The organism is Enterococcus sp. DIV2449a (genome assembly GCF_051711225.1).
GTDB lineage: Bacteria > Bacillota > Bacilli > Lactobacillales > Enterococcaceae > Enterococcus_D > Enterococcus_D casseliflavus.
On the sequence record NZ_JBIOME010000001.1, the window covers coordinates 3,405,478 to 3,422,138 of the forward strand.

The following is a 16,661-nucleotide window of genomic DNA, read 5'->3' on the forward strand; positions in this document are numbered from 1 at the left end:
TTCACTTCCTGTCTTCGTAACTTAATCGTTCTAGAATTGCATGGAGCAAATCAGCTCGTGTTCTATTTTCATAAGGAGAACGTCCTAGAACTGCTTTCGCGATGACGGTCAACAATAAATTGCCTTCTCGCTTGGACAGGATTCCTTCCTCATAAAGTTTCTGGATTATTGCATACGCATCTTTTTCCGAGATGGTTTCATCGAATAGTTGATTCATTTCTTTTAAATAGTGGTGGCTGTCAGTAATTTTGACTTTCTCGATCCGAATATAGCCGCCCCCGCCGCGTTTACTTTCAACCGCATAGCCTCTTTGAACGGTAAAGCGGGTATTGATCACGTAATTTATTTGTGAGGGCACGCAGTTGAACAAATTTGCCATTTCTGCGCGACGAATCTCAATGGTTTCACTGTCTTCAAGAATTTTCTTCAAATATGCTTCAATCAAATCGGAAGTGTTGTGATGACTCAATTCATTCCCTCCCTTGACTAATTCTGACCTTCATTATACCCAATTTTTGAATCCTTGGAAAGATGTACGCTTGCACAAAAGGAAGGTCTAAAGGAAATTTTAAAGACACTTATCCCTCGCTTCAGCTTTTTTAGCTACAAAAAGAAACAAGCAACTCATCGGGGAACAAAAAGAAAATTCTTTGGTCCCCGACGAGCTGCTTGTTCTTCTAACATAAACGTTCGTCTTATTGCGTACTTTCTGAACTACTTTCACTCGTTGACGAGCTGCTGCTTGAGGAGGATGAGCTGCTTGACGAAGAAGAATCCTGTGGTCGAGGACCTCTGGAAACCGTCACGGTAACAGAACTTCCTACTGCTACAGAAGTACCTGCTCCGGGCTTAACGCGCACTACTTCTCCAGCAGGCACAGAGTCGTTATAATCAGATTCTTGTTCTATCGTATACTGCAATCCTGCTTCATTCAAATCTGCTTCTGCATCGGCTTGGCTTTTGCCAACGATTCTTGGTACATTGACCATTTCTTGCCCGCTGCTGACAGTTAATGTAATGATGGTTCTGGAAGTCACAACGGACTCGCCACTCGCTGGTGCTTGACCAATGATCGTACCTTCCGGTTGGCTACTGGATTCGTAAGTGACATTGATTTGTGAGAGGCTTACCCCACGAGAAGTCAATGCTGCTCGTGCATCTGCCTCTGTCATGCCATAATAGTTGTCCATTGCGAAGCTATCTGGTCCGGAGCTGACCTTAAAGGTGATTTCGTCTTCTGCCGGGGAAACTTCCCGCCCAGCCGCTGGTGATTGACTGATAATATCTCCTTCGTCGACATCATCTGACGACTCTAACTCTTCTTTGATTCTGTCTTCATCAAAGCCCAAATCGACCAATTCTTTTTTGACATCATCGAAAGAACGACCTTCATAATCATCAAGAGTGATTTTCTTGGTTCCGCTGCTGATATAAAGAGTCACGACGGAATTCTTTTTGACTTCATTGCCTTCTGGCGGATCGGTCTTGACGACATTGCCTGCTTCGACTTCATCGTCTTCGATTTCTTCTACCTCGTCTGCCACTTGCAAACCAGCAGCTTCCAGCTCGGCACGGGCAGCTGCTTCTGTCTGACCACTGACTTCAGGAATTGCCACATCTCCCCGACCACCGCCGAATAGGAAGTAACTGCCTATGCCTAGCAGTGCGATCACCATAATGATAGGCAGCAGCAGCCACCGTTTGCGTTTTTTCTTTTTCGGCTGCGCTGGTTCTTCAGCTTGATCCGCAACCTTATCTTCTACGGGTTCTTCTACTGGCGGCGTTTCGACTTGGGCTGCTTCCACAGGAGTCAGCACTCTCGTTTCATCTATCAGGGCATGAGGTTCCCATCTCGGTTCATTGAGTCGGTCAGGAGACAACACGGTATCAAGGTCCGCTCGCATTTCATCGGCAGTTTTGTACCGATCCGCCGGTTCTTTGGCGGTCGCCTTCAATACGACGTTTTCCAGCGATTGCGGAACATTTTTGTCATAGATCCGAATCGAAGGGATCTCATCTTGGAAATGTTTCAAGGCGATCGTTACGGCTGATTCGCCATCAAAGGGTACTTTGCCCGTTAAAATTTCATAGAGGATAATCCCAATCGCATAAATATCTGATTGATTGGTCGCCATACTGCCTCGTGCTTGTTCTGGTGAAAGATAATGCACCGAGCCTAGCATCGAGTTGGTTTGGGTGATTGATGTTTCTGATAAGGCGATCGCGATCCCAAAATCGGTGATTTTCACCACGCCGTCTTCATTGATCAGCACATTCTGGGGCTTTAGGTCCCGGTGAATGATGCGGTGCTGATGGGCCAATGCCACCGCTGATAAAATTTGTTGGATGATATCAACGATCTGCAAATAAGGTACGGGATAGTGCGTTTGGATATAGCGCTTGAGATCCATCCCTTTGACATATTCCATCACCAAAAACTGCATGCCGTCTTCTTCGCCGACATCATAAACGGTTACGATGTTTGGATGAACCAGCTCAGTCGCCGCCAAGGCTTCTCGTTGAAAGCGCCGAATCGCACTTTGGTCGTTTTGGAAGTCAAAACGAAGCACTTTGATTGCCACTTCACGGTCTAAGATCAAGTCATGCGCCAAAAACACATTTGCCATTCCGCCGCTGCCGATATTGCCGATGATTTTGTATCGGCCGTTTATCTTCTTCCCAATTTCGATCATGGGCGCTCTCCTCCAACTTTAATCAATAATACCGTGATATTGTCGACACCGCCGCGTTCGTTGGCTTGATCGATCAATGATTGCACTGCTTCTTCCAGCACAGGGGTTTCTTGGATCGTTGCTGTGATCTCTTCATCTGAGACCATGTTGGTCAATCCATCTGAACACAGCAGCAAATAATCCCCGTCTGCAATAAAGTGGATCGCCACATCGACTTCGACTTCGCTTGGCATACCGATCGAGCGGGTCAAAACGTTTTTGCGAGGATGATTCAAGGCCATTTCTGCCGTGATTTGTCCCGACTTCACCAATTCATTGACCAGTGAATGGTCCTCTGTGATTTGAGTCAGCACTTGATTGCGTAAAAGATAGGCACGGCTGTCACCGACATTGGCGATCGTAAACTGGTCGCCTAATAAGGCCACAGCAATGATCGTGGTACCCATGCCGCTAAGTTCTTCTTGTTCTTGTCCTTTTTGGAAAATCACTTGGCTTTCCGCTTGGATTTTTTGGATCAGCCATTGGGCAGTTTTTTCACTGTCTGTCAGCTCTGTCTGTTCCCAAGCGGTGCCGATCTCACTGACTGCTTGACGGCTAGCGACATCTCCGGCCCGGTGGCCCCCCATGCCATCGGCAAGCAAGGCCAATGTCACATTGGCTTTATTTACATAGGTTGCTGCAAAATCTTGGTTTGTGTTGCGACGTTTGCCGACATCTGTTTGAAAACGAATCTCCAATTTCTTTCACCTCGTTACTTTTTGCGTAGACAACTGATAAAAAAGCCATCTGTCATAAAATCTTGCGGATAGATCGTCAACATATCCTCTTGAACCGCTTCGGCTGCCAGCGGTCCTACCGCAAGAGGCATTTGCTCAAATTCAGGATGGTCAGCGAGAAACGCTGCCACGACTTGTTGATTTTCTTCCGCTAGAATCGTGCATGTGCTGTAGACCATTATACCCGATTTTTTCAAGGTTGGGGCGGCACTTTCCAAAATCTCTCGCTGAATCTGCGGCAAGCGTTGGAAATCGGCTTCCGTCTTGCTGTATTTGATGTCCGGCTTACGGCGCATCAACCCTAATCCAGAACAAGAGGCATCCACTAAGATGCGATCAAATTGTTCGGGTGCAAAGGTTTGAGCCGTCTCCCGCGCATCCATCACGCGGGTCTCCACAACTGCTTCGACGCCTAAACGTTGGGCATTTTGCTGAATCAGCTTAACCTTATGGGCATGGATATCCAATGCTGTCACTTTACCGCCCTCTGCGGCAGACAAGAAGGCAGCGATATGGGTCGTTTTGCCTCCTGGTGCTGCGCAGGCATCCAGTACTTGATGGTCTCGGGCTACTTGTAAAACGGGGGCAACCAGCATCGAACTTTCATCTTGGATCGTCAGTAAACCTTCTTTGTAGAGGGACGAGCCCGCCATAAAGCCTTTGTCAGCCACAACCCCATAGGGGGAAAGCTCACTTGGTCGTGCGTCGATGCCTTCTTCTTGCAGCCGTTCGATCGCTGCTGCTTGCGAGATGCGCTGCAGATCGATACGACCACTGGCATGATTGGGTTCAAATAGGGCATAGCCCAGCTCACTGGTTTCTTCGATCCCAATTTGTTTGACTAGTTTCTTCGTTAGCCACAGGGGCAAACTGATTTCCGTTGCTAAACGTTCCATTGGGTCTTTGATCAATGCCAAGTCTGGCACTCCTTGTCGTTGGATCGTGCGCAGGACGCCATTGACGAATTTTCCAGTTCCCGGATTGCCTTTGGCTTTCGCAATATCCACGGCTTCATGAATGATGGCATGGGCGGGTACTTTATCGAGATACAGCATCTGATACAAGGAAAGCCGCAGCAGCGTTTTGACCCACGGGTCAACTTTGCGGGCATTTTTAATAAAACGATCCAAATAATAATCCAATAAAAGCTGACGACTGATGGTGCCGTACACCAATTCAGTCAATAAGCGACCGTCTTTGTCATTTAAACGCCCTTGATTCATCATTTCCCGCAGCAGTAGATTGGAATAAGCGCCGCCTTTTTCGATTCGCAACAACGCTTCTAGTGCCACAAAACGCACTGTATATTGTATGTCTCCAAGATTACGCTTCATAGGTACCTACCTGATCCCCTTTTTGAATCTGTTGTCCACTGCCGTTTAAGAATGCAGCAATGTCTTGTCGGCCTTTTCCAGCTGGCTGCAATTCATCGATAGCCAATACCGTGCCTTCCCCACAAGCGATCAGCAACGTTTTTTTCGTCCGTTCAATGATCGTTCCTGGCTGGGCTGTCGTCGTTTGCTCCAGCGGTGTTACTTGCCAAAGTTTCCAGCGGTTGCCATTTTGTGTCGTAAAGGCGATCGGCCATGGTCGCATGCCTCGGACTTGGGCATCGATTTGCACCGCCGTTTTCTGCCAGTCGATGGCTTCTTGTTCACGGCTGATATTTGGTGAAAAGGTGACTTTTGCTTCTTCTTGCGGGACAGGCTGCAGCTCTCCTGACAAGATTTTCGGCACAGTTTCCAGCAGCAAGTCTTTGCCTAATAGGCTCAACTTATCAAACATCGTCCCCACATCATCTTGGGCCGTGATCGGCAAACGAGCTTGAGCAAAAATACCGCCAGCATCCATTTTTTTGATCATTTCCATGATGGTTACACCCGTTTCTTGCTCCCCTTCCATAATGGCATAATGCACAGGTGCTCCGCCACGGTATTTCGGCAGTAGGGACGCATGAACGTTGATAGCGCCATGCTTTGGTACTTCTAGTAACGCACTAGGTAAAAATTGGCCGAAAGCTGCCGTGATCAGCAGGTCAGGTGCTAAAGCTTGAATCTGCTCCATTTCTGGTGACCCACTGATTTTTTCTGGTTGTAAAACCAACAAGCCATGCTTCATCGCCGCTTCTTTAACGGGGGTCGGAGTGATGGTTTTTTTGCGACCGACGGGACGATCCGGCTGGGTCACGACTGCTGCCACTTCATAGCCAGCTTCAAGCAAGCCTTCTAAAATTGGGACGGAAAACGCCGGGGTACCCATAAAGACGATTTTAGTCATTTTCATGTTCCTCCATATACTTTTCTAAGTCTTCTTCAGGAATGCGTTCGACGAGCTTGTCGACAAACAGCACGCCATTTAAATGATCGATCTCATGCTGCATCGCACGCGCCAAGTAGCCGAATGCTTCCACTTCCATTTCCTCTCCTTCTCGGTCGAAATAGCGGACAGTGATCTCGTCTGCTCGTTTGACGGTCCCAAAGGTGTGGGGAATACTCAAGCAGCCTTCCACATCCAGGGATTCACCAGAAGAAGCGATGATCTCAGGGTTGATCATTTCAAAGCGGTCGTCTTCTTCGACTTCCACGATCGCCACTTGCAGGTTTTTGCCAACTTGCGGTGCGGCAATACCGATCCCGTCGTGGGCGACCATCGTTTCATAGAGGTCGTCTAGTAGCTGAACGAGCTCATCGGTAATAACTTTGACGGGTTTTGCTTGCCGACGAAGACGTTCATCGGGGGTGATAATAATAGGATAACGCATATTTTCTCCTCTAAATAAAATTCAACGGCTCTTGGTCAATCGACACGTACAATCCTTTGCGCTGATCGATTTGACTTTGATCCAACAGACGGGTCAACAAAGCAGGTAGCTGCGGTTCATTTTTGTATTTAATGATCAATTGGTAGTAATAACGGTTTTTCACCCGCAAAATCGCACTGGGTGCCGGCCCCAACAAAATACTCTGCGGTGACAGCTCCTGCTGCAGATCCCGCGCGATCGCAAACATCTTCTGAGCTGCGACTTGCTCTTCGGGATGACTGCAGGTGATTTTGACGGTGAAATAATACGGTGGATAGCCGCTTTGGTGCCGCATCCACATCTCTTTTTGATAGAAATCTTCGTAATCTTGCGACTGCGCCAATTGGATGGCGTAGTGCTCAGGGTTGAATGTTTGGATCACCACTTCGCCGGTTTTTTCCGCCCGACCTGCCCGACCACTGACCTGAGTCAACAGCTGGAACGTCCGTTCACTTGAACGAAAATCTGGCAAATTCAAGGCGGTATCGGCATTCAAGACCCCTACCAGTGTGATATCAGGGAAATCCAAGCCTTTGGCGATCATTTGAGTCCCTAACAAAATATCCGCTTTTTTCTCCCCAAACAAGGTCAAGATTTTTTCATGGGCGCCTTTTTTGCGGGTGGTATCGACATCCATCCGTAAGACCCGCGCTTCGGGAAACAGTTCCTTCAACTCTTCTTCCACTTTTTGCGTACCCGTTCCGTAATAACGAATCTTGTCTGCATTGCAATTGGGGCAACGATGGGGGATGTGTTCTTCATGTCCGCAATAATGACAACGCATCGTTTTGGTATCCATATGCAGCGTCAAGGAGATGTCGCAATTTGGGCAAGGCAAAACATACCCGCAATCGCGGCACATCACGAAGGAAGAGTAGCCGCGCCGATTCAGCAGCAAGACGATCTGTTCTTTGCGGGCCAAGCGGTCTGTAATTTTTTCCTGTAACGGACGAGAAAAGGTTTGATACTTTTTATTGGCAAATTCGGTACGCATATCCACGACTTCGATCTGCGGTAATTGCGCACTGGTTTTTGCCCGCTGATTCAATTTCAATAAGCGGTAGACTTCTTTTTGCGCCCGAGCACGAGATTCCAATGACGGCGTCGCACTGCCTAACACCACTGGACAGTGATGGTACTGGCTGCGCCAAATCGCTAAATCTCTCGCATGGTAACGAGGGGCTTCATCTTGCTTATAGGAGGCTTCGTGCTCCTCATCGACGATGATGACCCCGATGTTTTTCAACGGAGCAAAAATCGCCGAGCGGGCGCCAACCACCACCTGCGCCTCCCCACGTTCGATCTTACGCCATTCATCGTATTTTTCACCTTGGGACAAGCCGCTGTGTAAAACAGCCACTGCGTCGCCGAGACGGCTTTTAAAGCGTTCGACCATTTGCGGGGTCAACGCGATCTCTGGCACGAGCATGATCGCGGTTTTGCCTTGTTTCAGCAATTGGGCGATCGCTTGCAGATAGACTTCTGTTTTTCCACTGCCGGTGATCCCTTCCAGTAAAAAAGTCTGTGCCTCTTGGTTATCCGCACAAGCAGTGATTTGCGCTACTGCAGCTGCCTGTTCTTCATTTAATTCAAGCGGGACCGTTTTTTGAAATTGACGGTCTTTGTAAGGATCACGGTAGGCTTCAACTTCCGTAAACGTCAGCCAACCAGCTTCTTGCGCTTGGTTCAAAGCCGCGGTGGAAATCCCTTGTTCGGTAAAAAAGGAAACCGGCAAGCGGGCTTCCTCTGTCAAAATCTGTAAGATTTCCAGCTTGCGTTTGGCCCCTTTGCGCAGCTGTTGCTGGACGGCGGGGATTTCTGCTGGATCGATCTTGCGTTCAATGTAACGGGTCATTTTCGCTTTGTTTTTATTTTTCACGAGATACTGCAATTCAACTACTGCGGCTTCCCGCAAAGGCTTCAACTGCGGCAACAGCCCGGCACTTTCGGCGTCTTGCCAGCTGAGGATGCCGTTTTCGGGAAAATATTCTTTGATGGGATGATTTCCTTCCAGCAAAACGATCTGCTTTTGGTACTCGGCTTTCATCACACTAGGCAGCATCGTCTGCAAGCAAGTGATCTTAAAGGCAAAGGTCGTTTCCTTCATGTAGTCGGCTAATTGGAGAAGTTCTTCATTGACGACAGGCGACAAATCCAACAAACGAACGATTGGTTTTAAGGTCTGCTGCGGTTCGGCAACTTCTAAAAGGCCGACGACGAACCCTTGGATATGGCGGTCGCCCTTGCCAAATGGCACTTCGACCCGCATCCCTGTCTCAATGGCGGCTTGTAATTCTGATGGGATCAGATAGGTAAAAGGCTGATCGGTCTGCATCGTGGGAACATCCACGATCACTTCTGCTATGTACGCCATTTCTTCTCCTCCTTTTAGGTTCTATTTTACTAAATGGGTGGGGGTTTGTCTGTACCCCTTACAAAAATTTAACCATCATCATTCAAAAGAAAAAGCCAGAACACAGGCGTGCTCTAGCTTGCTTTTGTCTATAGCTTTTGTTCGTCGCGGATACGCGCTTCTAATTCTTTTTGTTCTTGGTCTTTTTGCGCGTTGCGCTCTTCTTGTTCCATTTTCAAGCGGGCACGCTTGATTTCTGGATGCGGATCATTAACGACTAATTCCGCTTCGATTTCTTCAAGTGCTTGACCCACGCTTTTCACTGAATCAAAGTTTTCTAGTGTTGCTTGCGCACCGGCATCAAGTTCATGCGCCCGTTTGCTTGCTAAGATCACTAATGAATATTTTGAATTGACACGATCCAACAAAGAATCGATTGAAGGTTTTAACATCATATTTCTTACAGCTCCTCTAACATTTTGATATAGGTTCCGATCACTCGGTCAACGCGAAAATGTTCACTCGAAATAATTTCGCGAATTCGTTGGACTGCCTTAGGTACTTCATCATTGACAACGGCATAATCATATAAAGCCATCATTTCGATTTCTTCACGGGCGACACGCATCCGTTCATCGATCACTTCGGCAGAGTCGGTTCCTCTTCCTGTAATACGAGAGCGTAATTCTGCCAGATCAGGTGGCGTCAGAAAAATAAACACACCATCGGGAACTTTGTCTTTTACTTGTTTTGCCCCTTGCACTTCGATCTCTAAAAACACATCTTTTCCTTGATCCAGTGTCTGTTGGACATAAGATAATGGGGTTCCATAATAATTGCCGACATATTCGGCGTATTCCAGCATTTCACCGGCTTCGATCAAGGCTTCAAATTCTTCACGCGTGCGGAAATAGTAATCGACCCCTTCCACTTCCCCCTCGCGTTTTTGACGAGTGGTCATTGAAACGGAATATTGAAAATCGTTGTCGTCACTCTCAAAAATTGCTTTGCGCACGGTCCCTTTCCCTACTCCGGAAGGTCCTGATAAAACTATAAGTAATCCTCGCTCTGACATAATGACGTCCTTTCACTGACATTTGCTTAACGTCTATTTTGCACTTTTTTTCAGCAACTTTCAAGAACTACTTTATTATAATGGGAATTTCATGAAATTGCTAGTCTACACTTCGGCCGCTTTCTTAAAAGCCCATGTTGCTTAAGGTATTGATGACCCCTGCCAATTCGTCTTTAGCGGTGATCGCTTTTTCAGTAGGATCCGTCACTTCTTGGCAATCGATACGTACGATGTACCGACGATTTAAAGAAACAGCTACGCCATCAACTAATAGATGGAGAAAATCTGGCTCGATGGCTACGCAAGCATCTTCCCACGCAGAGAAATTCTCTTTGTCAGAAGGAATACTGCGCTTGATGACATTTTTTCCGCTTAGTTCGTGAAAGGTGATATCGTAATATTTCATTGGTTCATTCCTCCTACTCGATGTTTTGAACTTGTTCTCTGATTTTTTCAATGATCGTCTTCATTTGGACGACACTGTTTTTGATTTGGATCGGACTTGATTTTGAGCCAATCGTATTGACTTCTCGGTTCATCTCTTGGATCAAGAAATCCAGCTCTCGACCTATCGGTGTCTCAGCTGCCAGCAGCTCCGTCATCGTCGTTAAATGGATACTTAAACGATCCAGTTCTTCGTGGATATCGCCGCGTTCTAATAAAATCGCCAACTCTGTCAGTAAACGATCGCGATCGACTTCTTCCCCTAAATAAGCAGTCAGTTTCTTTTCAAAGCGTTCTTGGTAGTCCGCCTCATAGAGGGCCACGAATTGTTTGAGTTCTGTCAGCTTTTCCTGCAGCTGTCGCTGGTTTTCTTGCAAGATCTGCAGAATACCTTGCCCTTCCACCCAGCGGCTTTGATCGATCGCTGCCAGCGCTTGATCTAATGCTTCCATCACGCCATCGGCCAAGGTGCTTTCTTCTGGCTCTTGATCAGAGATCGTTAGGAAGGCCTCATGGAGCAGGAATTGTTCCAGCAATGCTGCTTTTGGCAGCTCTGCTAGGTCAAAACGGTCTTTGGCTTCGGTATCGATCTCCTGCATGAAACGTTCCAGCAAGTCCCATTGGATCTCGATCTGTTTCGTATTTATGTTTTTTTCTTTTAACGTCACATACAATTCGATTCGTCCTCGCTGGAGGGTCTGCTTGATCGACTGCCGTAAAGCACCTTCTAGAGGATTCAATTGTTTGGGCATTCGCAGCTGCAGGTCCAAAAAGCGCTGATTGACACTTTTGATCTCAATTTCGATCTGCACATCTGGCGTTTCTGCACTGCCTTTGCCAAAACCAGTCATACTTTTCATTTGATCACTCCTCACCGTTTTGCTTTCTTACATGGAAAGCAGGGCTTTTTTTAGTTCTGCGAATTCTTCATTGGATAAGGTCACGCCTTTGCCCATCTTCTCGTGCTCTGGGCCCCAATCTCTCAGATCAAATTTTGGCGGACGCCCATTCCAGCTCACCAAATTCAATTCTTTGCGCCAGCCTCTTTGATTTTCCGAAAGCACGGCGATCTCTTCAACGATTTCATACGAAAATTTATCCATTTTCTGCTCCTTTCAAAAGATAGTGACTATACGCTGCCATTAAAGCAGTCAGCGGGTAACGCCGACGAATCTGCTGAAGGGCGGGCAGATTCAATTGCTGCGTCCGATAAAAAAAGAAAAAGCGATTTTGCTCGGACAAGACAAAAAAACGGTCGCGATAATAGCTCAGCCACTCGGTGATCGACCAGGCATCGGCTTCTTCCACTGCCTTTAGCGCAATTTTTTCAGCTAAAGCCGTTAGAATCGTTTCCTGCTCATAAATCACTGTAGGCGCTAGATACAATACTTTCGCGGTACACTCTATCAGTATACGCCCCCACTGCTCAAATGGCACATCCTGTTGATAGAATTTACGCATTTTTTTCCAAAATTCTTTTTTCTTTAGTTCCTGATAAAGCAGCGGGTCTGTCTGGCGCAGCTCTTTCAAAAAGCCCCGCCATAACGGCTGAAAATCAACCGTCCTTTCAAAGGTATACCAATGGCCTTGGTATTTGCCGAACACTTTCAAGGTTTCCAAATAGCCTAAGGTCATATTATCCAGCGAACGCTGGGCATCAAAAACCAAAAAGCTGCCTAAGGACCAAGGAGACCCCAACGAAAGCTGCGCAGTTTCTTCCGTCACAACCGTCCTTTTATTGATGCCAGGTCCTTGGACATCCACAGTGATACATTCCGTTGCCCCTTGCTGGACAGCGACATCGATGGGCAGGTTGTTGCGATAGCCGCCATCGATGTAATAAGCGTCGTTAATTTTTTGCGCCTGCATCGCTGGATAAAATGAAGCGGATGCCAACAACCAATGCAGATTTTCCTCTACTGCGGATGGATCAAAGGCATAAACCGTCTCCTTGAAATCGGGCAGACGAGTCGTACAGATCAGCAAGCGACAAGCAGTTTGGCTGAATTTTTCTTGATCAAAGGTCTTTTGCAAAAGCTTTGCCAACGGTTCGGTACTGGCACCGTTGCTTTTGACCGCTTCGCGGACCAGCGAATTGGCTTGATTCATCAAATCTCGCAGTGTTTGGGCACGTACCGAAGCAAGCGGATAGTGCAATACTTGCTCGTTAGAGATATTTGCCCATAAATCGACGGCCGCTTCCACATCGTTCATTAAAATCAAGGCGCCATTCAAGGCACCGACGGAAGTTCCCGTGATCCATTCAAAGGTGATGCCCCGTTCTTGCAGCGCTTGCCAAACACCAATTTGATACGCCCCGTGAGCACCGCCACCGCCTAAAACCAGCGCCGTCTGATAAGCTAGCGCTCTTTGATACCCTTGAGGGACCACCTGATACCCTTGCTGGATAAACCACTCAGCCAAGGGGGTTCGATGAGGAAGTTGCCACGAGACAGCTGCTACAAAACGACTGCGAGCAAAGCTTTCTGTCACGGCTAGCAGTTGTTTCCAAGTAAAATCGGCGGCTGCTTCCACCAGCAGATTGGTGATAGTCAGTGTCTTTTGGTCAAAATCAAACTGCCCAGCAAGGTAAAAACGTCCGTAACGGCTGTCGATCTGCCAGCCCTGCTGCGCTATATCGGCTAGAAAGGCTCGTCGCGCTTTTGAATGCGACTCAAAAAAGGAAAAGACGAGTCGGCTTTCTTGAAATCCTGCCCTTTGTGCAAGAAAATCGATCGAAGTCAGTTTTTTCACTTTCATCAAGACGCCTCCTCAAGCAAAAAAGAATAGACGAATGACACGCCAGCTGCCGTACCACTCGAGCTATTCTTTTGATTAAAATGTTCGTTGTGCCATGTTGAATGCCGCCAGCATCTCATCCGTTGCTTCGTCGACAGGCGTTACAGATTCCAGATCACCTTGGATCACACGACGGGTGACACCGCCCATTTCGCCACAGGTGATCAGCGTGATCATTTTACGGCCTTCCACTTCGTCAAGCAAATAGACATCGGTCGGGTCGACCCGCACAGAAGAAGTCGCGGTATACGTGTAAATATTTTCCAGATCGGTCACATAGATAGCCGCTCCGATGGCGACATCATCCAATGGCGTAAACAAAAGCTCTGGCGATTGAGCGCGATGGCTGGCTAGTGCGTAATTGCCTTCCCCCATTTTTTGGGTGGGACTTAACGTACCAGCACCATACAGCAAGGCCTCGTTGGCCAAGCCTTTAAAAATCGGCAGATTGATCCCCACACTAGGAACCGCCACGCCGCCGATCACTGGCAAGGCTTTGTTGCTCAGCTGCGCCCGTAAGACTGCTTCTGAACTCGCCGGCTCCACGGCATCAAAATCAAAGGTCGCTTCCGCTTCCATATTTTTTTCCACATCACTGCGATCAATGGTGCCGACTGCGTAAGCTTCACCTGTTTGCTTAATAAAATAATTTTTGATTTGATTATTAAAAATCAATGCTAAACCAATCAATAACAGCAAAAGCAAAAAGAGATTGCTCAGCCAATTCGAAAGTCTGCGTTTCTTTTTTCTCATAGGTTTTCGTCTCCATTAGTTTCTTCTTTTATCATACCAAAATCCTCATAAAGACGCCAATTTTGGCCAGTTTTTTTACGAAAAGACAAGATTTGCCTTTTTTTGTCGAAAAAGGGAACTTAAAAATTGTTTTTTCTGTTATTTTGTAATATAACTTTAAACGAAAAGATACAAGCAATTTTCAGCGCTTTGTTGTAGAATGAACTTAGTATATAGGAGGGATCGATCGGCATGTCTAACACGATTTACGTACATATTGATACAACCAGCAATGCCGTCTTGACCCGCGGGCTTGCCCCCCAAGATTTTAACAAGAGCATCGTCCATCAGCCCAAGAATTTGCTCTTGCTTGATCCTTCCAGTGATTTCGGCGAATTCGACGGTCATACAGGCTTAAAAGTGATACGCGGAATGGAAGACGTCCAACTGTTTTTTCAGCAGATCAACAAAGGTCGTGTTGCCGAAGAAATGAAGTGGATCGATTTTAATGATTACGAGATGGTCAAAGAATTGACACCTTTAGAGATCTCCGAGTTGTTATATTTTGGCCACATGAAGACACACCTCCACTCCCCTTTCTTTTACAAACTGCAAAATAACTTTGTTTTCTTTGACTTAAAAGATGCACGTTCCCGCGTTTATTATCGCTATTTAGATGAATATTATCGGATCTTGGCGGATCGGATCACCCGCATCGTCTTAGAAAAAATCAATGATCGCCTCTCCTTTTTTAAAAAAGCAACACCGGTGGAAAAGCTCGATTTTAATTTGCTGAAAGAATTGCGGGGAATCATGCAAGAAGGCATCGTCTTTTGTCTAACACAAGAACAATTGATCGACAGAACCTATACGGTCCCGATCTATCTGTCAGAAGATGCTGGCTTAAAAAACACGCTGGTCAATCAAAAAGAGCTGGATCAAATCGCTGTTTTACGCTATTCAGCCAGCAAAAAAAGCTGGTCGTTGGAAATCGACCAAGAAGATCTAGCGTTTGGCTTTATCGACAAAAAAATGTCTTGATGCTTCTCTTTCTCAAAGAGCATCAAGACATTTTTTGATGGTTCCATTTCTAAAACTAAGCTTTCGGGACAAATAATTTCGGGGCTGCCTTGACTAAGAGACCTAGGACGACCCCTACATAAACGATATTGATAATGACCGATGATCCATTAAAGATCAAGGAATACAGATACGGACTTTGTCCTGGCGGTGCGTACATTCCCCAGACAAAGACCCCAGCCCAATAATGCCAAAACCAACGGCTGATCACCGCCACGATGCCCCCTAAGACGACATACCACGTAACGGTTTTGCTGTTTTGACGGATCGCTTGCTGGATTTTATTAGCAAACAAGCCGCCCATCCCGCCAAAAGCAAAGGCAAAGGGGTATTCAAAGATAATCTGTGGAACGGTGATAAAGTTACGCATGGCGCTACCAATCAAGATATTCAGCAAGCCCCACATAAATCCAGCTGTCATTCCCGGCAGCACCCCACGACGATACGAATACAAGACCAAGGGCACGAGACCTAGAGACAAGTCGATACTGGAATTGGCTGTCTGGATCGGGATATACGACAAGACGACCCCAATTGCAGCGATCATCGTTCCTTCCGTCCAGACCTGCAGCGACATTTTTCGTTTCAAAAAAAACTCCTCCTTTAGAATCATCACAATTCACAAAGGAGAAGTGTTGGACACTTCAACTCGTCACAATTCCTACGTTCGCATGATCGAAACAGGTACGAAGGGTTTAGAGTACTCTCATTCTCAGCCTTTGCAGACTCCCCTTTGTGATTAGATTCTATTTTATTTTTTGCTTGCATTTCGCAAGTCACTTTCAAGAATACCATAAATTGGTGAAAAGAAACATGACTGCGATCGTTTTTTCTAAAAACATCCTGAAACTCCTCAGAAAAAAACAGCCAATGAGGGGCTAAAGACCGACCATTGGCTGTTGTTCTCATGCTGATGAGACACGATTAAATTGATAATTTTGATTCAAACAGTGGACTGACTGGTTTGTTCTCATGGATTCGTTTGATCGCTTCGCCCATCAAGGCACCGACACTGATCTCATCGATTTTTTTCGACTTGCGGTCTTCTGGCAAGTGAATCGAATCTGTCACAACTAGATGCTCAATGGCAGAATCTTCGATCCGTTCCAAGGCAGGTCCTGACAAGACAGGGTGGGTACATGAGGCGTAAACACTTTTAGCACCTGCTTGTTTCAACGCATTCGCAGCCAATGTGATGGTACCAGCAGTATCGATCATATCGTCGATCAAGACACAAGTTTTGCCTTCAACATGACCAATGATATTCATGACTTCTGCTACGTTGGCTTTCGGACGACGTTTGTCGATGATCGCGATTGGTGACTTAAGAAACTCAGCTAATTTACGGGCACGAGTCACGCCCCCGTGGTCTGGTGAAACGACGACGACGTCATCGCCTTGAATGCCTCTTTCCAAGAAGTAGTTGGCGATCAATGGTGCACCCATCAAGTGGTCAACTGGGATATCAAAGAACCCTTGAATCTGTGAGGCATGCAAATCCAGTGTAACCATGCGGTTCGCACCGGCTTTTTCGATCATGTTTGCTACAAGTTTTGCGGTGATTGGTTCTCTTGATCGCGCTTTGCGGTCTTGTCTTGCATAACCATAATAAGGCATTACTACATTGATCGTCTTCGCACTGGCGCGCTTCAAAGCATCGATCATGATCAGCAATTCCATTAAGTTATCGTTTACAGGGCTGCTGGTTGATTGAATCACGTAGACGTGGGCACCACGAATACTTTCTTCAATATTCACTTGGATTTCACCATCGCTAAATTGCTTGACTGAACACTTACCTAATTCAACACCTACTGCAGCTGCGATTTTTTCCGCCAAAGGACGATTTGAGTTCAGAGAAAAAATCTTCAATCTTGGATCAAAATAATGATTTGACATGAGAACCTCC

The 16,661-nt window shown here is 46.7% G+C and carries 17 protein-coding genes and 1 riboswitch; of the genes, 1 reads left to right on the forward strand and 16 read right to left on the reverse strand.

Annotated features, from left to right (window positions below; genetic code table 11):
* Nucleotide 1 precedes the first annotated feature (1 nt).
* The 14 genes from IGI76_RS16215 to IGI76_RS16280 all read right to left on the reverse strand — a co-directional run bounded on the left by IGI76_RS16215 (nucleotide 2) and on the right by IGI76_RS16280 (nucleotide 13,693).
* A complete protein-coding gene (locus IGI76_RS16215; protein ID WP_005230319.1) occupies nucleotides 2–469 on the reverse strand; it encodes a CtsR family transcriptional regulator in 468 nt (155 codons plus the stop codon).
* A 226-nt stretch (nucleotides 470–695) separates the two neighbouring features.
* The gene (gene pknB / locus IGI76_RS16220) at nucleotides 696–2,693 is read right to left on the reverse strand and encodes a Stk1 family PASTA domain-containing Ser/Thr kinase (protein ID WP_333718839.1); all 1,998 of its coding nucleotides are present in this window, start codon (nucleotides 2,691–2,693) and stop codon (nucleotides 696–698) included.
* Nucleotides 2,690–3,430, reverse strand: a complete 741-nt coding sequence (locus tag IGI76_RS16225) for a Stp1/IreP family PP2C-type Ser/Thr phosphatase (RefSeq protein ID WP_005230317.1) — start codon at nucleotides 3,428–3,430, stop codon at nucleotides 2,690–2,692. Before IGI76_RS16225 ends, pknB begins: the two co-directional genes overlap by 4 nt.
* 14 nt (nucleotides 3,431–3,444) lie before the next feature.
* Nucleotides 3,445–4,803 carry a 16S rRNA (cytosine(967)-C(5))-methyltransferase RsmB gene (gene rsmB / locus IGI76_RS16230; RefSeq protein WP_438781725.1) on the reverse strand — a complete coding sequence of 453 codons (1,359 nt, stop codon included), beginning with the start codon at nucleotides 4,801–4,803 and terminating at the stop codon, nucleotides 3,445–3,447.
* Nucleotides 4,793–5,746 carry a methionyl-tRNA formyltransferase gene (fmt, locus tag IGI76_RS16235; RefSeq protein WP_010748863.1) on the reverse strand — a complete coding sequence of 318 codons (954 nt, stop codon included), beginning with the start codon at nucleotides 5,744–5,746 and terminating at the stop codon, nucleotides 4,793–4,795. The genes rsmB and fmt overlap by 11 nt, the downstream gene beginning before the upstream one ends.
* Nucleotides 5,739–6,230: a peptide deformylase gene (gene def, locus IGI76_RS16240; RefSeq protein WP_005230314.1), complete on the reverse strand. Its 492-nt coding sequence runs from the start codon at nucleotides 6,228–6,230 to the stop codon at nucleotides 5,739–5,741. The genes fmt and def overlap by 8 nt, the downstream gene beginning before the upstream one ends.
* Before the next feature lie 10 nt (nucleotides 6,231–6,240).
* Nucleotides 6,241–8,643, reverse strand: coding sequence for a primosomal protein N' (gene priA / locus IGI76_RS16245; protein WP_194185559.1), 2,403 nt, complete (start codon nucleotides 8,641–8,643; stop codon nucleotides 6,241–6,243).
* 128 nt (nucleotides 8,644–8,771) lie between these two features.
* Complete coding sequence (gene rpoZ, locus IGI76_RS16250; RefSeq protein ID WP_194185560.1) at nucleotides 8,772–9,077, reverse strand: DNA-directed RNA polymerase subunit omega; 306 nt, start codon at nucleotides 9,075–9,077, stop codon at nucleotides 8,772–8,774.
* A gap of 5 nt (nucleotides 9,078–9,082) precedes the next feature.
* Complete coding sequence (gene gmk / locus IGI76_RS16255) at nucleotides 9,083–9,697, reverse strand: guanylate kinase (protein ID WP_005230308.1); 615 nt, start codon at nucleotides 9,695–9,697, stop codon at nucleotides 9,083–9,085.
* A gap of 124 nt (nucleotides 9,698–9,821) precedes the next feature.
* Entirely contained in the window at nucleotides 9,822–10,103 is a 282-nt protein-coding gene (locus IGI76_RS16260) for a hypothetical protein (RefSeq protein ID WP_005230307.1), read from the reverse strand.
* Between the two features lie 13 nt (nucleotides 10,104–10,116).
* Nucleotides 10,117–11,001: a YicC/YloC family endoribonuclease gene (locus IGI76_RS16265; protein ID WP_194185561.1), complete on the reverse strand. Its 885-nt coding sequence runs from the start codon at nucleotides 10,999–11,001 to the stop codon at nucleotides 10,117–10,119.
* 27 nt (nucleotides 11,002–11,028) lie between these two features.
* Complete coding sequence (locus IGI76_RS16270) at nucleotides 11,029–11,244, reverse strand: YdbC family protein (RefSeq protein WP_005230288.1); 216 nt, start codon at nucleotides 11,242–11,244, stop codon at nucleotides 11,029–11,031.
* Nucleotides 11,237–12,901, reverse strand: coding sequence for a patatin-like phospholipase family protein (locus tag IGI76_RS16275; RefSeq protein WP_074536315.1), 1,665 nt, complete (start codon nucleotides 12,899–12,901; stop codon nucleotides 11,237–11,239). The genes IGI76_RS16270 and IGI76_RS16275 overlap by 8 nt, the downstream gene beginning before the upstream one ends.
* 75 nt (nucleotides 12,902–12,976) lie before the next feature.
* A complete protein-coding gene (locus IGI76_RS16280) occupies nucleotides 12,977–13,693 on the reverse strand; it encodes a class A sortase (protein WP_005230283.1) in 717 nt (238 codons plus the stop codon).
* 231 nt (nucleotides 13,694–13,924) lie between these two features.
* On the opposite strand from IGI76_RS16280, the gene IGI76_RS16285 reads away from it, so the two are divergent.
* A complete protein-coding gene (locus IGI76_RS16285) occupies nucleotides 13,925–14,713 on the forward strand; it encodes a hypothetical protein (protein ID WP_081117081.1) in 789 nt (262 codons plus the stop codon).
* 55 nt (nucleotides 14,714–14,768) lie between these two features.
* Here the strand turns inward: IGI76_RS16285 and thiT are convergent, their stop codons facing one another.
* Nucleotides 14,769–15,341 (reverse strand): energy-coupled thiamine transporter ThiT, encoded by a 573-nt coding sequence (thiT, locus tag IGI76_RS16290; protein WP_015510621.1) that lies wholly within the window; start codon nucleotides 15,339–15,341, stop codon nucleotides 14,769–14,771.
* Between the two features lie 52 nt (nucleotides 15,342–15,393).
* A riboswitch (TPP riboswitch) is annotated at nucleotides 15,394–15,495 on the reverse strand.
* A gap of 181 nt (nucleotides 15,496–15,676) precedes the next feature.
* Nucleotides 15,677–16,651 carry a ribose-phosphate diphosphokinase gene (locus IGI76_RS16295; protein WP_005230276.1) on the reverse strand — a complete coding sequence of 325 codons (975 nt, stop codon included), beginning with the start codon at nucleotides 16,649–16,651 and terminating at the stop codon, nucleotides 15,677–15,679.
* Between the last annotated feature and the right edge of the window lie 10 nt (nucleotides 16,652–16,661).

Bases quoted from the DNA above. Each gene is read 5' to 3' on its own strand.
- IGI76_RS16260 (WP_005230307.1), bottom strand. From the start codon at position 10,103: ATGAAATATTACGATATCACCTTTCACGAACTAAGCGGAAAAAATGTC.
- pknB (WP_333718839.1), bottom strand. From the start codon at position 2,693: ATGATCGAAATTGGGAAGAAGATAAACGGCCGATACAAAATCATCGGC.
- IGI76_RS16265 (WP_194185561.1), bottom strand. From the start codon at position 11,001: ATGAAAAGTATGACTGGTTTTGGCAAAGGCAGTGCAGAAACGCCAGAT.
- priA (WP_194185559.1), bottom strand. From the start codon at position 8,643: ATGGCGTACATAGCAGAAGTGATCGTGGATGTTCCCACGATGCAGACC.
- IGI76_RS16285 (WP_081117081.1), top strand. From the start codon at position 13,925: ATGTCTAACACGATTTACGTACATATTGATACAACCAGCAATGCCGTC.
- fmt (WP_010748863.1), bottom strand. From the start codon at position 5,746: ATGACTAAAATCGTCTTTATGGGTACCCCGGCGTTTTCCGTCCCAATT.
- def (WP_005230314.1), bottom strand. From the start codon at position 6,230: ATGCGTTATCCTATTATTATCACCCCCGATGAACGTCTTCGTCGGCAA.
- gmk (WP_005230308.1), bottom strand. From the start codon at position 9,697: ATGTCAGAGCGAGGATTACTTATAGTTTTATCAGGACCTTCCGGAGTA.
- rpoZ (WP_194185560.1), bottom strand. From the start codon at position 9,077: ATGATGTTAAAACCTTCAATCGATTCTTTGTTGGATCGTGTCAATTCA.
- IGI76_RS16275 (WP_074536315.1), bottom strand. From the start codon at position 12,901: ATGAAAGTGAAAAAACTGACTTCGATCGATTTTCTTGCACAAAGGGCA.
- IGI76_RS16270 (WP_005230288.1), bottom strand. From the start codon at position 11,244: ATGGATAAATTTTCGTATGAAATCGTTGAAGAGATCGCCGTGCTTTCG.
- rsmB (WP_438781725.1), bottom strand. From the start codon at position 4,803: ATGAAGCGTAATCTTGGAGACATACAATATACAGTGCGTTTTGTGGCA.
- IGI76_RS16295 (WP_005230276.1), bottom strand. From the start codon at position 16,651: ATGTCAAATCATTATTTTGATCCAAGATTGAAGATTTTTTCTCTGAAC.
- IGI76_RS16280 (WP_005230283.1), bottom strand. From the start codon at position 13,693: ATGAGAAAAAAGAAACGCAGACTTTCGAATTGGCTGAGCAATCTCTTT.